This window comes from Mariluticola halotolerans (assembly GCF_021611515.1).
In the GTDB taxonomy this organism is placed as follows: Bacteria; Pseudomonadota; Alphaproteobacteria; order Rhizobiales; family Devosiaceae; genus Mariluticola; species Mariluticola halotolerans.
Genome location: NZ_CP090960.1, coordinates 1,773,801 through 1,790,267, shown reverse-complemented (window position 1 = coordinate 1,790,267; position 16,467 = coordinate 1,773,801). Strand labels below are relative to the sequence as shown.

Genomic DNA, 16,467 nt, shown 5'->3' with positions numbered 1-16,467 from the left:
AGACCAAACCGCGACGGACAATAATGACACGCCTTTCCAATGACCGTTTGAACGCTCTTCCTGCCGATGTGCAAAAGCCCGACTATGATCGTGCGGCCATAACGCCGGGCATTGTCCATATCGGTATCGGCGCTTTCCATCGTGCCCATCAGGCCGTTTATGTCGACGATCTTTTAAAGGATCATCCAGATTGGGGCATTATCGGCGCGAGCCTGCGCCGGCCCGATACCAAGGACGCGCTGGACCCGCAGGATGGGCTGTTCACTGTTGCGGTTCGCGATGCTGCGGGCACCCGCTGCCGCATCATCGGTTCCATCCTTGAGGTGATCGATGCCAATGCCGAGCGCGAACGCCTGCTCACCATCATGGCTCATCCCAAAATCCGCATCGTTTCGCTGACGGTGACGGAAAAGGGCTATTGCCACGATCCCGCCAGCGGCGAACTCGACACCAAACACGCCGATATCGTTCATGATCTGGCAAACCCCACCGCGCCCAAAAGCGCCCCCGGCCTGATTGTCGAGGCGCTGGCCCGGCGGCAGGCGGCGGGTATTGCCCCGTTTGCGGTGATGAGCTGCGATAACCTGCCCGCCAATGGCGCAACCGCCAAGCGCATCGTCTCCCGTTTTGCCGCATTGCGCGATGCCGCCCTTGGCCGTTTTGTTGCCGAAGAAGTAGCCTTCCCCGGCACCATGGTCGATCGCATCGTCCCCGCCACAACCGACGAGGACCGTGCCTTTGTTGCCGAAGCCATCGGTTGCGAGGATGCATGGCCCATCATGACCGAGCCATTCACCCAATGGGTGATCGAGGATAATTTCCCCAATGGCAGGCCGCCGTTTGAAGATGCGGGCGCGCAACTGGTCGACGATGTCGAACCGTTCGAACACATGAAACTGCGCATGCTCAATGGCTCGCACTCGACCCTTTCCTATCTCGGCTATCTGGCCGGGTTTGAAACCGTTTCCGAGACCGTGGCCAATCCTGATTTCAAGACGCTGATCCACGACATGATGACCCGCGAGATCATGCCGACGCTGGATATGCCCGGCACCGATCTCAATGCCTATCGCGATGCGCTGCTGGAGCGTTTCTCCAATCCTGCGCTCAAGCACCGTACCTGGCAGATCGCCATGGATGGCAGCCAGAAACTGCCGCAGCGCCTGCTCGGCACTATCCGCGATCGCATTGAAGCCGGCGAACCACGCGTTCGCCTCACCCTCGGCGTCGCCGCCTGGATCCGCTATGCCTCGGGCATTGACGAGAATGGTGCCGAAATCGACGTGCGCGACCCGCTGGCCGACCGTATGCATTTCCTCGGGCAGGGTGCACACACCAATCCCGACGCCATGGCAACCGCCTTCCTGGGGCTGGCCGAAGTCTTCGGCGAAGACCTGCCCAACGTCGCCAGCTTCCGCCAGCAACTGGTCACCCTCCTCGGGCAGTTGTTGCATCAAGGGGCACTAGCGACGGTTGAAACGGTGGTCAATGGGCCGGAAGGCTAGGAATTACTGGGGGGTGGTGTTTGCCGCTTCTGGATTGCCGCGCGGCCTTTGGTCGCTCGCAATGACGATGGGGAGTTGAGGTTTGCGCCACCCCGCATCGTCATACTCGGGCTTGACCCGAGTACCCATGCGATGGGGCGGGTGGACAGGTGGGCGTTGGGAAGTTTGCCTGAACCCCGTCCTTTTTCGGTGTGGATGGCGGGTCATAGGCCCCCGGGTCAAGCCCGAGGGTGACGATTTCAGTTAGAACGCCCTCCCGGTGTCCCGCTCTAGATTTCCCGCAAATGGAAGCTCTTGGGTCGGGTCAAATTGGCAAAGCCGATTTCGCTGAGGGCCGCGCCCTTGCCCGTATCCTTGACCCCGGTCCACACCAGCGCCGGGTCGAGATAATCGCAGCGGTTCATGAATACCGTGCCGGTTTCCACCTGATCGCCAATCTCGGCGGCCTTGTCCGTATCCATGGTCCAGATCGAGGCGGTCAGGCCATAGGGGCTGTCATTCATCAGCTGGATGGCTTCCGCATCATCCTTGACCTTCATGATCCCGACGACCGGACCAAAGCTTTCCTCGCGCATTACCGACATCTGATGGTTCACATTGGTCAGCACTTCGGGTGCCAGATAGGGCGAGCCCTGCTTGTCATTGGCCAGTTGCATATTGATATTGGCCTTCGCACCCTTGCGCAAAGCCTCTTCCTTTTGCTCACGGATCGCATCGGCAAAACGTGGCTGCGCCATCGGGCCCATGGTGGTCGCTTCATCCAGCGGATTGCCGACGACATATTTTTTGGTCAGCTCGATAACGCCCTCGACCACCCGGTCATAGACATCTTCATGGGCGTAAATCCGCTCAATGCCGCAACAGCATTGCCCGGCATTGTAGAAAGCGCCATCGACAATGCTCTCGATGGAAAAATCGAGATTGGCATCGGCCCGCACATAGGCGGGGTCCTTGCCGCCCAGTTCCAGCCCGAGGGTGGCGAAAGTGCCGGCGGCAGCGCGTTCGATGCGGCGGCCGCCTTCCACCGAACCGGTGAAATTGATGTGGTCAATCTTGCCCGAGCCGATCAGGGCTTCGGTCTGGCCATGGCTGAGAACGACATTTTGAAACAGGCCCTCAGGCAGTCCCGCCATGGCAAAAGCCTCGGCAAAACGTTCGCCCGCCAACAATGTTTGTGAGGCATGTTTGAGGATGACCGCATTGCCTGCAATCAGCGCGGGAATGATGGTGTTGACCGCGGTCAGATAGGGGTAGTTCCAGGGCGCAACGACCAGCACGATTCCAAGCGGCTCGTGGCTGATATAGCGGCGAAAGCCGGGCTTGTCGGTGCGCTGGATCGGGGCAAGGGCGCTCTCGGCAATCGACATCATATATTCGGTACGCTCGATGATCCCGCCATTCTCGCCGCCAAAGCGCACCGGCCGGCCCATCTGCCAGGCCAGTTCAGGCACGATAGCTGCATTCAACGCGGTGATCGCCTCAAGAAATTTCGCCATATAGGCGTTGCGCGTGGCAATCGGGGTGCGCCGCCATTCGGCCTGCGCGCCGTGCGCACGGGTGAGGGCGCGGGTAATCTCCGCGTCCTGTGCAATCGGTCGCTCGGCATAAACACTGCCATCAATCGGGGAAATCAGTTTGACCGTGTCGGCCATGAGGCACCTTTGGGTTTGCGTGTTGCCCTAGTCTTACGTCCGTTCAAACCTGCGCTTCAACTCCGAATATTTTATGGCCGCTCTGCCTCTTCAGCATGAGCCAGCGCAAAGGCCTCTTCCGGCGACAGCACAAGCCTGTTGCGCCCGGCGATGGCGAAATACAACAGCCCGGCGGCAAACCAGATGGCGCAGCCATAAATACCGGGCCGGTAATCCGGATTGAGCAAGAGCGACAAAAGCGTGATGGCGGCGATGATCCCCGCAATGATCGCCCCGAAATTACCCAAAGGGCTGACATAGGGCCGGGTCAGCGCCAGCCGCTTGATGCGCACATAGGCAATCATTTGCATGATATAGGCAATGACCGCGCCAAAAACCGCCATATTGAGCAGGACGGCCCCCACCGGCACTGCGCCGAACACGGCCGGGCCATATTCAAGCGCAAGGCAAATCACAAAGCCGATTACCGCCCCCGCGATCAGCGCCACATGCGGGGTTTTGCGGGTGCCATGGGTCACGCTGAGCCAGCGCGGAAAATAGCCCGCCCGGCTGAGCGAATAGATATTGCGGCCATAGGCGTAAATGATGGTGTGGAACGAGGCCACCAGCCCCGCCACCGCCACAAGGGCCAGCGCTGAAGCGCCAACGCCGTCGCCAAAAATCGTCTTGAAGGCGAGAAACAGCGGATCGGTCGCCGTGCCCACCGCATGGGCCCCCGGCGCGATGCCGGCGTTAAAGAACAGGGTCAGTACCGAGGCGATGATCAGGGTGAGCATGCCCCAGAGCAGCCCGCGCGGCATGTCGCGTTTCGGGTCATGGCTTTCCTCGGCCGCCAGCGGCAATTGCTCGATGGCCAGATAAAACCAGATGGCAAAGGGCAGGGCGGCAGCAATGCCCTGCCAGCCAAACGGCAGCAAGGGCCCGCCTCCGTTTGGCAGTTCAACCCCGTCATAGCCGATATTGAGCGCCCAGCGGTTGAAATCGAAATGCGGGATCGCCCCGATCCAGAACACCGCCAGAATTGCCAAAGCCAGAAAGGTGATGACAATGGTAAAGCGGAACGTCAGCGCCACCCCGACAATATTGAGCCCCACAAAGATGGCGTAAAAAATCAGCCACCACACCGGATTGGGCAGGGTAAAGCCGAGCATGTCCGTGCTGATCGCGCTCATATAGCCGGCTATGCCAACGACAACGACCGCCGGGGTCAGCACATATTCCATGGTCTCCGCCAGCCCGGTGATAAAGCCGCCCCACGGCCCCATGGCGGTACGCCCGAACGAATAGGCCCCGCCCGTATGCGGCAGTGCCGGGCTGAGTTCGGCCAGCGAATAGGCCATGCCCACATACATGATAGCGATAATCACCGTGGCGATGGCAAGCCCGCCAAAGCCGGCAACCCCAAGCCCATAATTCCAGCCAAAGAAATCGCCTGAAATCACAGCCCCCACCCCAAGTGCCCAGAGCGACCACGCCCCTGCATGTTTCGCCAGACCGCGTTTTTCGAAATAGGCGGCATCGGGCCGCGTATAGGTCACGCTGCCTGCGGGCGTCGGCGCGTCCGTTGTCTCGCTCATCAATGTCTCCGGGGTCAGCTGATAGGGGAAGATGCGGGGGTAGAGGGGAGTGTGGCAAGTAGCCGGGTCAGGCAGCGCGCCATGCGCTCCGTCCAGTCTGTCACCCCCGCCGGTGTAAGGATTTCGTCATGGCGGATTTCCACCATCGTGCCATGTAACCCGCGCTGATCAGCATGCAGGTCCATGGTGTAATAAATGCCCTGCCGGGCAGCATAGGGTTCGTTCCAGCCCACGTTCATCTCCGGCGCGTCGGCTTTCAACGCATCAAAAAGCGCCTGGGTAAAACCCGTATCCGCGCCATGAATGAGCCCCACCGGCCAGGGCCGCTGCGCGCCGTGATAAACAGGGGTGAAGGAATGCATGGCAACCAGGATGCTTTCAATCCCTCTTGCGGCGCGCGCATCCAGCAGGGCGGCAATGGCCTTGTGATAGGGGGTATGGAATTTCGCAATCCGCGCCGCGCGTTCCTCAGCGCTGATATCGGCATTGCCCGGGATCGGGGTGGCTTCGCTGATTTCCGGGATCAGGTCCTTGGCATCGTGCCCGCGATTGGGGTCAACCAGGAGCCTTGAATTTGTCGATTGCACCAGCGGCGCATCCAGAAGAGCGGAAAGCTTTTTGCTCACCGCCAGTGCACCGGGATCCCAGGCAATGTGCATCAGGCGTTCAATAGCGCTGAGACCGAGCGCGCCATAGGCGGCAGGCATATGGTTTGAGGCGTGATCGCATACAATGAGGAAACGCGACCGGCCCATGGGATTGAAAACGATTGCAGGCGGCCGAAGGCTGGCCGCAAAATGCGTATCCTGCTTTCCCATCTCACCGCGTCTCCCTGTCAGCGCATGTCCTCATGATTGGGACGGAAGATGAGCCAAGTCAAACCCTGACATGGCCGCCGCAGCCAATATCCGCAACAACCCCCGTTCCAGCGCTGCACCGCCATGGCAATGGTCTGGTTTCCGGGGTCAGAGTGCCAGATATTGTTTGACGCTCAAGACGATCTGCGGATCGATCTCGCCAATGGCTTTGAGGTCCTTGTCCTTGTAATCGAGTTGCAGCAGCACCGTGCGCATCACGTTGAGGCGCAACCGGCGCTTGTCATTGGCCCGGATCACCGTCCAGGGGGCGTAAGGGGTGTCGGTGGCTTCCAGCATGGCGTCCCGCGCCGCGGTATATTCATCCCACTGGCCCAGCGCCTTCAAATCGATCGGGGAGAGCTTCCACACCTTGAGCGGGTCATGCCGCCGGTCATGGAAGCGCTTGATCTGCATTTCGCGCCCCATATCCAGCCAGAATTTGAAGAAATGGATGCCGTCATCAACCAGCATCTGCTCAAATCGCGGCGCTTCACTGAGGAAATGCTGGGTTTGTTCGGGGGTGGAAAACCCCATAACCGGCTCCACGCCGGCCCGGTTATACCAGGAGCGGTCAAACAGCGCGCTCTCGCCCGCGGAGGGCAAATGGCTGACATAGCGCTGAAAATACCATTCGCCGCGCTCCCTGTCGCTCGGCTTGGGCAGGGCGACAATGCGGTTGGTGCGCGGGTTGAGATGTTCAAGAAACCGCTTGATGGTGCCGCCCTTGCCGGCCGCATCGCGCCCCTCAAACACAATGGCAATCCGCTCGCCGCTTTCCTGGATCGAGGCCTGCAGCTTCACCAGTTCCCGGTGCAGCGCGCCCAGCTCGTCCCAATAGGTGTCCTTGTCGAGTTTCTTCTCGTAAGGATAGCCGCCCGATTGCATCGCCTTTTGCTTGATGCGCTTGGGCAGTTCCGGATCGTTGAGGTCGAAATCGGTAAAGGGATCGTTATCTGACACGATAGTTCCTTGTTTTTACGCAAACATGCTATGAGAAGCGCCGCAGTGCAATGCATCTGCCCGAACGATGTGTATTTTGCGTCACCACGCTGTCACGATCAAAAGTTAAACCCGCTGTTTTCTGACGGTAACCGAACATGACGGATCATCTCGAAACGGCCTTCCCCAAAGTGGTCCTCGCCAAATGGCAGATGCGCCTTGGCGCGGCGCGCGGCATTTTGCTCGTCTCGGCAGCGGTCACATGCGTGTTCGTCCTTTTCAGTGACCTGACATTCTGGCAGGGCATTGTCGGCTTCGCCCTCATTCTGGCGGCAACGCTTTTCCTGCCGCGCACGGTCGAAGCCAGGGTGCCTGCAGCAGCGGCGGCGGACATGCAGCGCCAGATGCGCCAGCAGGCCGCGATCCAGTTTGCCGATGCGCTGCCCGATCCCTGCTTTCTTCTCGACCGGCGCGCCGTGGTCATGCATCGCAATCCCCCGGCGGCAAACCAGTTCCCCTCAACCCCTGCCGGCAACCCGATCGCCTTTTCCATCCGGCATCCGGCCCTGCTGTCGGCAATTGACCGTGTGCGCCTCAGCGGTGTGCCCCAGAATGTGGAATTGCACCAGACCATCCCCAATGAGACCTGGTTTCAGATATTTGTCTCACCCCTCGACATGAATGGTGAGGGCGGGCAGGCGGCGAACTGGATTGTGGTCACCATGCACAATCTGACAGAACAAAAGCGTGTCGAGGCCATGCGCGCTGATTTTGTCGCCAATGCCAGCCATGAATTGCGCACCCCGCTGACCTCCCTGATCGGCTTTGTCGATACCCTGCAAGGCCCGGCCGCCAGAGACCCCGAAGCCCGCGAGCGGTTTCTGGGTATCATGCGCGCCCAGGGCGAACGCATGTCCAAGCTCATTGATGATCTGCTGTCGCTGTCGCGCATCGAATTGCGCCAGCACGTGCGCCCCACAACCAATGTGAACCTGTCTTTGATATTGGGGCAGGTGGCTGAAGAGTTGCAGACCCAGGCAAAGGAAGCCGGTGTTGAGGTCAAGGTGACCGTGCCCGAAGAGCCGGTGAACGTACTGGGGCAGCAGGATGAGCTGTACGAGGTTTTCGAGAACCTGATCGACAATGCGATCAAGTATGGTGCCGATGGCAATAGTGTCGAGGTGGCGCTTGCCCCCTCGTCGCGGCCCGGCTTTACCTATATGGTGCATATTACAGATCATGGCGCGGGCATCGCCCAGGAGCATGTGCCGCGCCTGACAGAACGCTTCTACAGGGTCGATGCAGAATCGAGCCGCCGCAAGAAGGGAACAGGGCTGGGCCTGGCCATCGTCAAGCACATCCTGAGCCGCCACGGCGCGCAAATGTCCATTCGCTCCAAACTGGGCGAGGGCACGACGGTAGAGATTCTCTTCGCCAGGTGACAAAATCGTCGCAAATCGGGGCCTGTTTTGGGCTCTCCTCGGCGGCGGTCGAAAAAACATTATATTTTTCAATAAATTAACATGTCACGGAACTGTCATTTAAGTGACATAGAACCGTCAGCACGGAAGCATAGTTTGCCGCTCGTTGAAGGGCGCACGGCTTCCAACTCTGGCGGCGTCCGCGGGTATCCTACCCCTCATGCTTTGAAAGGGAATTCAAAAATGAAAACCGCACTCTATGCCGGTGCTACCGCTATTGCTCTGGTGAGCGCGCTCGGTACAGCGCCTGCCTTTGCGCAGTCACGCGACCAGATCCGTATCGTGGGTTCTTCCACGGTGTTTCCTTACACCCAGGCTGTTTCCGAGCAGTTTGCCGCATCAACCGGCGGCGCGGCTCCTGTCGTTGAATCGACAGGTACCGGTGGTGGTATGAAGATTTTCTGCGAAGGCGTTGGCCCGCAGCATCCCGATATCACTGGTGCATCGCGCGCCATGAAAGAATCCGAATACAAGCTCTGCCTCGACAATGGTGTCGACAGCATCACCGAAGTTCTGATCGGCTATGATGGCTTGTCCATCGCCCATGCTCAGGACGCTGCTGACATGAACTTGACCAAGGCACAGATCTTCATGGCCCTGGCTTCTGAAGTTGCTGTTGATGGCGAAATCGTCGCCAACCCTTACACCAAATGGTCTGAAATCGATTCGTCGCTGCCTGACAGCGAAATCACCGTTTTCGGCCCCCCGCCGACATCCGGTACCCGCGATGCATTCGTGGAACTGGTAATGCACGAAGGTTGTGAGGCATTTGAAGCCATCGCGGCGCTCGAAGGCGATCGCAAGGACGAAGTTTGCGAACGTATGCGTCAGGACGGCCCGTTCGTTGAAGCTGGCGAAAACGACAACCTGATCGTTCAGCGCCTCAATGCTGACCACAATGCACTGGGTATCTTCGGTTACTCCTTCCTCTACGAAAACCAGGACACGCTGAAGGCTGTCAAGGTTGAAGGCGTTGCGCCGAACACTGACACCATTGCAGACGGTTCCTATGGCGTTTCCCGCCCGCTGTTCTTCTATGCCAAGAACGCACATCGTGGCGTGATCCCTGGCCTTGAAGAGTTTGTCGCTGAATATGTTTCCGAAGATTCCTTCGGTGAAGGCGGCTACCTGTCCGAGCGCGGCCTTATCCCGCTTCCGGCTGACAAGCGCGACGAAACACGTGCCACAGTTGAAGCAAACGTCAACATGACGCGCTACCAGTAAGCGCTGAATTCTCGGATCGGGGCGCACCAGCGCCCCGATCTGCATTTTCTGAAGAAAACGACAGGCGGAGATAATCGTGGTCGGCTACCTACTTACAACCATCCTGTTGTTGTCTTGTGTCGCCTTCTGGGTCGGCCGCAGCGCGGGGAACAAGTTTGCCGCCAAATCCGCCCAATCAACACATTCCCTGCCTGGCTATCACGGGGCTTTTGTCGCCATTTGGGTGGGGCTGCCAGCCCTTGTTCTGGTGCTGCTCTGGGTTCTGTTTCAGAACAATGTGATTAATGGGCTGCTCGTTGGCAGTCTGCCCGACGATCTGACCGCCGGGGCATCGCCGGCACAGATCAGCCTGCTTATCGCCGAAGTGCGCAACGTCGCCGCCGGACAGATTTTTGGCACACCCTCACCTGATATTGTTGCCGCCGCCGAACGCTTGGGCAGCTGGCAGTCGATCAGCGCATGGGCGATGGTTGTTGTTGCCGTCAGCATCATGTTGCTGGCAATGGCCTTTACCCGCGCCCGGCTGACCCCGGCCTTTCGTGCGCGCAACCGCGTCGAGAATATCCTGTCGGGCCTGATGATCCTTTGTTCCATCGCGGCCGTTCTCACAACCCTCGGCATCATCACCTCTTTGCTTTACGAATCCTGGGCCTTCTTCAAGATTGTGCCGCCAGCCGATTTCTTTTTCGGGCTGAACTGGGAACCCCAGATCGCCATCCGTGCAGATCAGGTTGCCGGTAACGGTGCCTTTGGTGCGGTGCCCGTTTTCGTCGGCACCATTCTTATCGCCACCATCGCCATGACAGTGGCGACCCCGATTGGTCTCTATACGGCCATCTATCTGGTCGAATATGCCAATGAGCGGACCCGCTCGATCGTCAAGCCGATCCTTGAAATGCTCGCAGGCGTCCCCACAGTGGTTTATGGCTTTTTCGCCGTGCTCACGGTGGCACCCGCCATCCGCGAAGCAGGTGGCCTGTTCGGGCTCGCGACATCACCCAACAGCGCGCTGGCCGCAGGTGGTGTGATGGGCATCATGATCATCCCCTTCATTTCCTCCCTGAGCGATGATGCCTTGCGGGCCGTGCCCCGTTCGCTCCGCGACGGGTCTCTGGCCATGGGCGCGACACGGGCTGAAACCATGACCAGGGTGCTTCTGCCGGCAGCCTTGCCGGGCATTGTGGGCGGCATATTGCTCGCCCTCAGCCGCGCCATTGGTGAAACCATGATCGTGGTGATGGCCGCCGGCCTGATCGCCTCACTGACCTTTAATCCCATTGACTCGGTAACCACCGTGACCGTGCAGATCGTCACGCTCCTGATTGGTGACACGGCATTCGACAGTCCGAAAACCCTTGCCGCCTTTGCTCTGGGTCTTGTGCTCTTCCTGATAACGCTCGCACTGAACGTGGTGGCGTTGCGGGTCGTGCGCAAATACCGCGAACAGTACGATTGAGATTGACATGACCGATATGGCCGCGACACTCCAAGCTCAAAAAACCGCAGCGGAAGCGATGCGCAAACGGCGCTACGCCGCGGATGCCCGCCTGCGCTGGTACGGACGGATCGCCATCAGCGTGGCAATCCTGCTTTTGCTGACACTTCTGGTCACCATCTCGGCTGGCGGCTACAAGGCTTTCATCCAGACCCATGCCACCATCGATTTCCCCATTTCGGAGGAACTCGTGGATCGCGCAGATCCCGCCAAGGGTGACTGGCGTGCGGTTGTACGAAACGGCATTGAGGCGGCCATTCCCGGCATTGCCGCAAGCGAATTGCGCAAGGCTCAGCAAATCCTGACGAACAACACCCAGTTCTTCGTGCGTGATGCTGTCGTGGCTGATCCATCGGTTATCGGCAAGACCCTGACCATGCGCGTGCCGGTCTCTGATCCTTATGACCAGATGCAAAAGGGCGTTGTAAGCCGCCATCTGCCCGAGGAGCGCCGCCGGCTGACCGACCGGGAGATCGAATGGTTCGATGCATTGGCAAGCCAGGGCCGTATCAGCACACCGTTCAACTGGGGCCTGTTGTTCAATGCGGATAGCCGCTTCCCCGAAATTGCCGGCCTGTCCGGTGCCATTGTCGGCTCGTTCTATGCGCTGATGGTGTGCTTCCTGATCAGCTTCCCCGTGGGCATTGCCGCGGCAGTCTATCTCGAAGAGTTCGCGCCGAAGAACCGCATCACCGATATTATCGAGGTCAACATCAACAATCTGGCGGCCGTGCCCTCGATTGTGTTTGGTCTTTTGGGTCTTGCCGTCTTCCTGCAAATGTTCGGATTGCCGCGCTCGGCACCATTGGTCGGCGGCATGGTTCTGTCGCTGATGACGCTGCCAACCATCATTATTGTCACCCGGGCCGCGCTGAAATCCGTGCCCCCCTCTATCCGTGAAGCGGCGGCCGGCATCGGGGCGTCCCCCCATCAGGTTATTCTGCACCACGTGTTGCCGCTGGCATTGCCCGGCATCCTGACCGGCACCATTATCGGCCTCGCCCAGGCGCTTGGCGAAACCGCACCGCTTCTGCTCATCGGCATGAACGCCTTCATCACCAGCCCGCCGGGTGGTGTGATGGAAGCGTCAACGGCGCTGCCCACGCAGATTTTCATCTGGGCCGACAGCCCCGAACGCGGGTTTGTCGCGCGGACTTCGGCGGGTATCATGGTTCTGTTGGGCTTCCTTCTGGTGATGAACGCGATAGCCATTTTCCTGCGCCAACGCCTTGAGCGGCGCTGGTAGCAAATTCAAGGATTGCGAGAGAACGATGAACGATAGCACAATGATTGTACCGCCGAATGAAGCCGCAAGCGCGACGCCTTTGGCAGAGGGCGCCAGCTCCCGGCCAAAAATGACCGGTCGCAACGTCAGTGTCTTTTATGGCGAGAAGCAGGCCCTGTTCGATGTGAACCTGGAAATCGAGACCAATCAGGTCACCTCCCTGATCGGGCCTTCCGGGTGCGGCAAGTCAACCTTCCTGCGCTCTCTCAACCGCATGAACGATACGATCGATATCTGCCGGGTGACGGGCAATATTCTTCTCGACGGGCAGGATATCTACGATCGCAGTATCGATGTGGTGGAATTGCGCGCCCGCGTCGGCATGGTGTTCCAGAAGCCGAACCCGTTCCCGAAATCGATTTTCGAGAACGTCGCCTATGGCCCGCGCATTCACGGCATGGTGCAGTCGAAAACCGATCTCGACGAGATCGTGACGTCCTCGCTGAAGCGCGCAGGTCTTTTTGAAGAGGTCAAGGACCGCCTCGCCGAACCCGGCACCGGCCTGTCCGGTGGTCAGCAGCAGCGCTTGTGCATTGCCCGCGCCATCGCCACCAAGCCCGAAGTTTTGCTCATGGATGAGCCTTGCTCAGCGCTCGATCCGATTGCGACCGCCATCATTGAGGAACTGATCGATGAATTGCGCGAGAATTTCACAATCATCATCGTGACCCACTCCATGCAACAGGCGGCGCGTGTGAGCCAGAAAACGGCGTTCTTCCATCTCGGCAGGCTGATCGAGGAAGGCGCGACGGATGAGATTTTCACCAATCCGCACGACAAAAAGACCCAGGATTACATAACCGGCCGTATCGGCTGATTTGACGCGAAAGGGAGCATCCAGGATGTCCTCCGAACATATCGTTACCTCTTACGAAGACGAGTTGACCGACCTGGCCCGCGCCATTTCGGAAATGGGCGGCATGGTGGAAGCGGCTATCTCAACCGCCATCAATGCCCTGTTGAAACTCGATCACGAGACCGCCAAGCAAATCATCGCTGCCGACAAGGCCGTTGACGACATGCAGCGCAAGATCGATGAAACCGCCGTCTCGATGATCGCCCGCCGGCAGCCCATGGCGGCTGACCTGCGCATGATCATCTCCTCGGTGCATGTGGCCAATGATCTGGAGCGGATCGGCGACATGGCGAAAAACATCGCCCGCCGCACCCTGCAGATCGATGGCAACAAGCTGTCGCCGCAATTCTATAACGGCGTGCGGCACATGACCGACCTGATCCTGCAGCAGATCAAGGATGCGCTCGATTCCTTTGCCAATCGCGACACGGCGGCGGCAATTGCCGTATGTGAACGCGATGACGAGGTTGACGCGCTCTATATGTCCCTGTTCCGCGAACTCCTCACCTACATGATGGAAGACCCGCGCAATATCACCCAGTGCACCAATTTGTTGTTCTGCGGCAAGAATCTGGAGCGCACCGGCGACCACGCCACCAATATTGCCGAGGCCGCCTATTACCTCGAGACCGGCAAGAACCTGCCCGTCATTCTCGAGGAAAAGGCCCAGCAAAAAAGCTAAGAGCCCAAGGGAAACCGGACCATGGCAGCGACGATTCTGATTGTGGAAGATGAAAGCGACCTCGCGGTCATGCTGCGTTACAATCTCGAGGCAGAGGGTTTTAATGTGCTCTCTGCCCTCAGCGGCGACGAAGCGGCAACCCTGTTGCATGAGACAACACCCGATCTGATCCTTCTGGACTGGATGTTGCCCGGGCTCTCGGGGATTGAACTGTGCCGCCGCTGGCGCGCCCGTGAGGAAACCGCGCATATCCCCATCATCATGCTCACGGCCCGTGGTGAGGAAGACGAGCGTATTCGCGGTCTAGCCACCGGTGCCGATGATTATGTGGTCAAGCCGTTCTCGATCCCTGAATTGCTGGCCCGGGTCAACGCGCTGCTGCGCCGCGCCAATCCGCAATTGGTCACCTCGGTGATGAAGGCGGGGGATCTGGAACTTGATCGCGCCAATCACCGGGTGCGCCGGTCAGGCCGCGAGATCCATCTTGGCCCCACCGAGTACCGGTTGCTTGAATATCTGATGCGCAATCCCGGCCGGGTCTATTCGCGCGAGCAATTGCTCAACAGCGTTTGGGGCACCGATGTTTTTGTCGATGAACGTACCGTCGATGTACACGTGGGCAGATTGCGCAAGGCCATCAATCGCGGCCGGGGCAATGATCCCATCCGCACTGTGCGCGGCGCTGGCTATGCCTTTAACGAACGTTTCGCGGCCACAGCCTGACCGGCCTGCAGAATTTGGCACAAACAAAAAGGGCACCCGCAAGGTGCCCTTTTTAGTGTCTGGTGGTGCGCCTTAGCGTTTCTTGCGCTCGATCGTGTGATAGGCGCGCCGCGAATGGAATTCGCAATAAGGTTTACCTTCCAGAGAATGCTGACCGCAGAAATGGAAGTCGCTGTTCAGCGGATCGCCAATCGGCCATTTGCAGGTATTCTCGTTCAATTCCAGAAGGCTGATACGCTCGCCCTCGGGAATGAAGATTTCCTGCGCCTGGGCCGGGGCCGTATAAAGCTCGGCGTCTGTATCCTCGGATTGCTTGAGAGCGGTCGCGCCGATCATCGGCGCGGAATTCATCGCCCGGCGTTTCATCACACCCGCCGCAACATTACCCGAAGAGGCCCCCGTTGTTGTGCTCGAACCCGAAGATGGGCGGCGCGGCGCGGGCCGGCTTGCGGTGCGCGGGCGCGATGCGGATGTCGCAGGCTTGGCGCGCGCGCTGAGCTTGAGGCGATGTACCTTGCCGATAACGGCATTGCGGGTAACACCTTGCGCTAGCTCGCTGGCGATCTGGCTGGCGCTCAGACCTTCCATCCATAGTTTCTTCAATAGTTCGACGCGCTCGTCAGTCCAGCTCATCGATTGCTCCTAGCCCCTTGGTTCAAAACAGAGTCAGCTTACGCTGCCGGAATTTATCCGTAGCAGCCACCGACGCTAATACTCGTATGTTGAGTGGGTCCGCCCCACGAGATATCGTGTCCCAACAGCGCTGATAATACACAAGGGCCGGAATCTCGTGCAAGGGACGCCCGAGACTTTCCCCGTAAAACAAGGGGGTGCCGGTTTCTCTCCCTGAAAGAGAGTCAAATCAGTCACTTGCACCGAAAACGTTGACTTTTCTGGGGGTGAGGGGCATATAACATCTATCGAGCGTGCCGCCCAAAAGCGGCGCGTTTTTAGTTTCTGTGCCGAAAATGTCACGGCCTAACCATGAAAGAGAAAATCCAATGTCTGCGCTCTTTGGCACCTATGCCCGCTCCGATCTCGCCTTTGCGCGGGGCGAAGGCATGCGCCTTTATACGGGCGATGGCACGGAATATCTCGATTTCAACTCCGGTATCGGTGTCAATGCGCTCGGCCATCACGACCCGCATCTGCTCGCTACACTAAAAGAACAGGCCGAAAAGGTCTGGCACGTCTCCAACGTGTTCACAGTGCCGGAAGCAGAAACGCTGGCCCAGCGGCTGGTCGATGCCACTTTCGCCGATGCGGTGTTCTTCACCAATTCCGGCACCGAGGCTGTTGAATGCGCCATCAAGACAGCGCGGCGCTATTTTTATGACAAGGGCGAGAAGGACCGCTACGAGATCATCGCCTTCACCGGTTCCTTCCATGGCAGGACGCTGGCCGCGGTCGCTGCCGGTGGCAATGCCGCCTATACCGAAGGCTTCGGCCCGGTGCTTGAAGGCTTCAAGCACACAGCACCCGGCGACCTCAAGGCAGTCGAGGCGTTGATTGACGACAAAACCGCCGCGATCATGATCGAGCCGGTGCAGGGCGAGGGCGGGGTGACGGCGTTCCCCGTTGAATTCCTGCAAGGCCTGCGCAAGCTTTGCGATCAGCACGGTCTGCTGCTGATCCTTGATGAAGTGCAGTGCGGCTATGGCCGGACCGGCAAGTTCTTTGCCCATGAATGGGCCGGGATCACCCCCGATATCATGAGCGTGGCCAAGGGTATCGGCGGGGGCTTTCCGCTCGGTGCCTGCCTTGCAACGGCCGAAGTGGCCAAGGCCATGGTGCCCGGCACCCATGGCTCCACCTATGGCGGCAATCCCATGGCCTGCGCCGTTGGTAATGCCGTGCTTGATCGTGTGCTCGAACCCGGTTTTCTCGATCATGTCGAAAAAATGGGCCAGGTACTCGCCTGGAACCTGCAGCAACTGGTACAGCGCTTTCCCCAATATGCCCTGGAAGTGCGCGGCAAGGGATTGATCGCCGGGGTCAAGATCACACCTCCGGTCCGCGACTTCGTTGCGCGGTTGCGCGGTCATCAACTCTTGGCTGTCGCTGCGGGCGAGAATGTGTTGCGGCTTTTGCCGCCACTGATTGTAACCGAGGCCGATATCACCGAAGCCATGGGCAAGATCGCCGATGCATTCGCAGAACTCGACAAGGAAGCTGCGGACAAAGCCTGAGC

General features: G+C 59.1%; 14 protein-coding genes. 9 read left to right on the top strand and 5 right to left on the bottom strand.

Going from position 1 to position 16,467, the window contains the following annotated elements:
* Window positions 1-23 precede the first annotated feature (23 nt).
* Window positions 24-1,505 (top strand): mannitol dehydrogenase family protein, encoded by a 1,482-nt coding sequence (locus L1P08_RS08550; protein ID WP_303616608.1) that lies wholly within the window; start codon window positions 24-26, stop codon window positions 1,503-1,505.
* Window positions 1,506-1,774: 269 nt separating this feature from the next.
* Here L1P08_RS08550 and L1P08_RS08545 read toward each other — a convergent pair whose 3' ends face one another.
* The 4 genes from L1P08_RS08545 to ppk2 all read right to left on the bottom strand — a co-directional run bounded on the left by L1P08_RS08545 (window position 1,775) and on the right by ppk2 (window position 6,551).
* Window positions 1,775-3,157 (bottom strand): aldehyde dehydrogenase family protein, encoded by a 1,383-nt coding sequence (locus tag L1P08_RS08545; RefSeq protein WP_303616607.1) that lies wholly within the window; start codon window positions 3,155-3,157, stop codon window positions 1,775-1,777.
* A gap of 71 nt (window positions 3,158-3,228) precedes the next feature.
* On the bottom strand, window positions 3,229-4,734 hold the full coding sequence (locus L1P08_RS08540; RefSeq protein WP_303616606.1) for an amino acid permease: 1,506 nt from the start codon (window positions 4,732-4,734) through the stop codon (window positions 3,229-3,231).
* Window positions 4,735-4,748: 14 nt separating this feature from the next.
* The gene (locus tag L1P08_RS08535; RefSeq protein WP_303616605.1) at window positions 4,749-5,552 is read right to left on the bottom strand and encodes an N-formylglutamate amidohydrolase; all 804 of its coding nucleotides are present in this window, start codon (window positions 5,550-5,552) and stop codon (window positions 4,749-4,751) included.
* A gap of 147 nt (window positions 5,553-5,699) precedes the next feature.
* Window positions 5,700-6,551 carry a polyphosphate kinase 2 gene (ppk2, locus tag L1P08_RS08530; protein WP_303616604.1) on the bottom strand — a complete coding sequence of 284 codons (852 nt, stop codon included), beginning with the start codon at window positions 6,549-6,551 and terminating at the stop codon, window positions 5,700-5,702.
* Window positions 6,552-6,688: 137 nt separating this feature from the next.
* Between ppk2 and L1P08_RS08525 the strand changes: the two genes are divergently transcribed.
* The 7 genes from L1P08_RS08525 to phoB all read left to right on the top strand — a co-directional run bounded on the left by L1P08_RS08525 (window position 6,689) and on the right by phoB (window position 14,276).
* Window positions 6,689-7,972 (top strand): sensor histidine kinase, encoded by a 1,284-nt coding sequence (locus L1P08_RS08525; protein WP_303616603.1) that lies wholly within the window; start codon window positions 6,689-6,691, stop codon window positions 7,970-7,972.
* 222 nt (window positions 7,973-8,194) lie between these two features.
* The gene (locus L1P08_RS08520) at window positions 8,195-9,235 is read left to right on the top strand and encodes a substrate-binding domain-containing protein (RefSeq protein WP_303616602.1); all 1,041 of its coding nucleotides are present in this window, start codon (window positions 8,195-8,197) and stop codon (window positions 9,233-9,235) included.
* 76 nt (window positions 9,236-9,311) lie between these two features.
* Window positions 9,312-10,691: a phosphate ABC transporter permease subunit PstC gene (pstC, locus tag L1P08_RS08515; RefSeq protein ID WP_303616601.1), complete on the top strand. Its 1,380-nt coding sequence runs from the start codon at window positions 9,312-9,314 to the stop codon at window positions 10,689-10,691.
* Between the two features lie 7 nt (window positions 10,692-10,698).
* Entirely contained in the window at window positions 10,699-11,976 is a 1,278-nt protein-coding gene (pstA, locus tag L1P08_RS08510; protein ID WP_303616600.1) for a phosphate ABC transporter permease PstA, read from the top strand.
* Window positions 11,977-12,085: 109 nt separating this feature from the next.
* Window positions 12,086-12,832 (top strand): phosphate ABC transporter ATP-binding protein PstB, encoded by a 747-nt coding sequence (pstB, locus tag L1P08_RS08505; protein WP_303619524.1) that lies wholly within the window; start codon window positions 12,086-12,088, stop codon window positions 12,830-12,832.
* A gap of 25 nt (window positions 12,833-12,857) precedes the next feature.
* On the top strand, window positions 12,858-13,553 hold the full coding sequence (phoU, locus tag L1P08_RS08500; protein WP_303616599.1) for a phosphate signaling complex protein PhoU: 696 nt from the start codon (window positions 12,858-12,860) through the stop codon (window positions 13,551-13,553).
* A 21-nt stretch (window positions 13,554-13,574) separates the two neighbouring features.
* Window positions 13,575-14,276, top strand: a complete 702-nt coding sequence (gene phoB, locus L1P08_RS08495; RefSeq protein WP_303616598.1) for a phosphate regulon transcriptional regulator PhoB — start codon at window positions 13,575-13,577, stop codon at window positions 14,274-14,276.
* A 72-nt stretch (window positions 14,277-14,348) separates the two neighbouring features.
* On the opposite strand, the gene L1P08_RS08490 is transcribed toward phoB, so the two are convergent.
* Window positions 14,349-14,909 (bottom strand): GcrA family cell cycle regulator, encoded by a 561-nt coding sequence (locus L1P08_RS08490; RefSeq protein WP_303616597.1) that lies wholly within the window; start codon window positions 14,907-14,909, stop codon window positions 14,349-14,351.
* Between the two features lie 368 nt (window positions 14,910-15,277).
* Here L1P08_RS08490 and L1P08_RS08485 point away from each other — a divergent pair, with 368 nt between their 5' ends.
* Window positions 15,278-16,465 (top strand): aspartate aminotransferase family protein, encoded by a 1,188-nt coding sequence (locus tag L1P08_RS08485; RefSeq protein WP_303616596.1) that lies wholly within the window; start codon window positions 15,278-15,280, stop codon window positions 16,463-16,465.
* The last annotated feature ends 2 nt before the right edge of the window (window positions 16,466-16,467 follow it).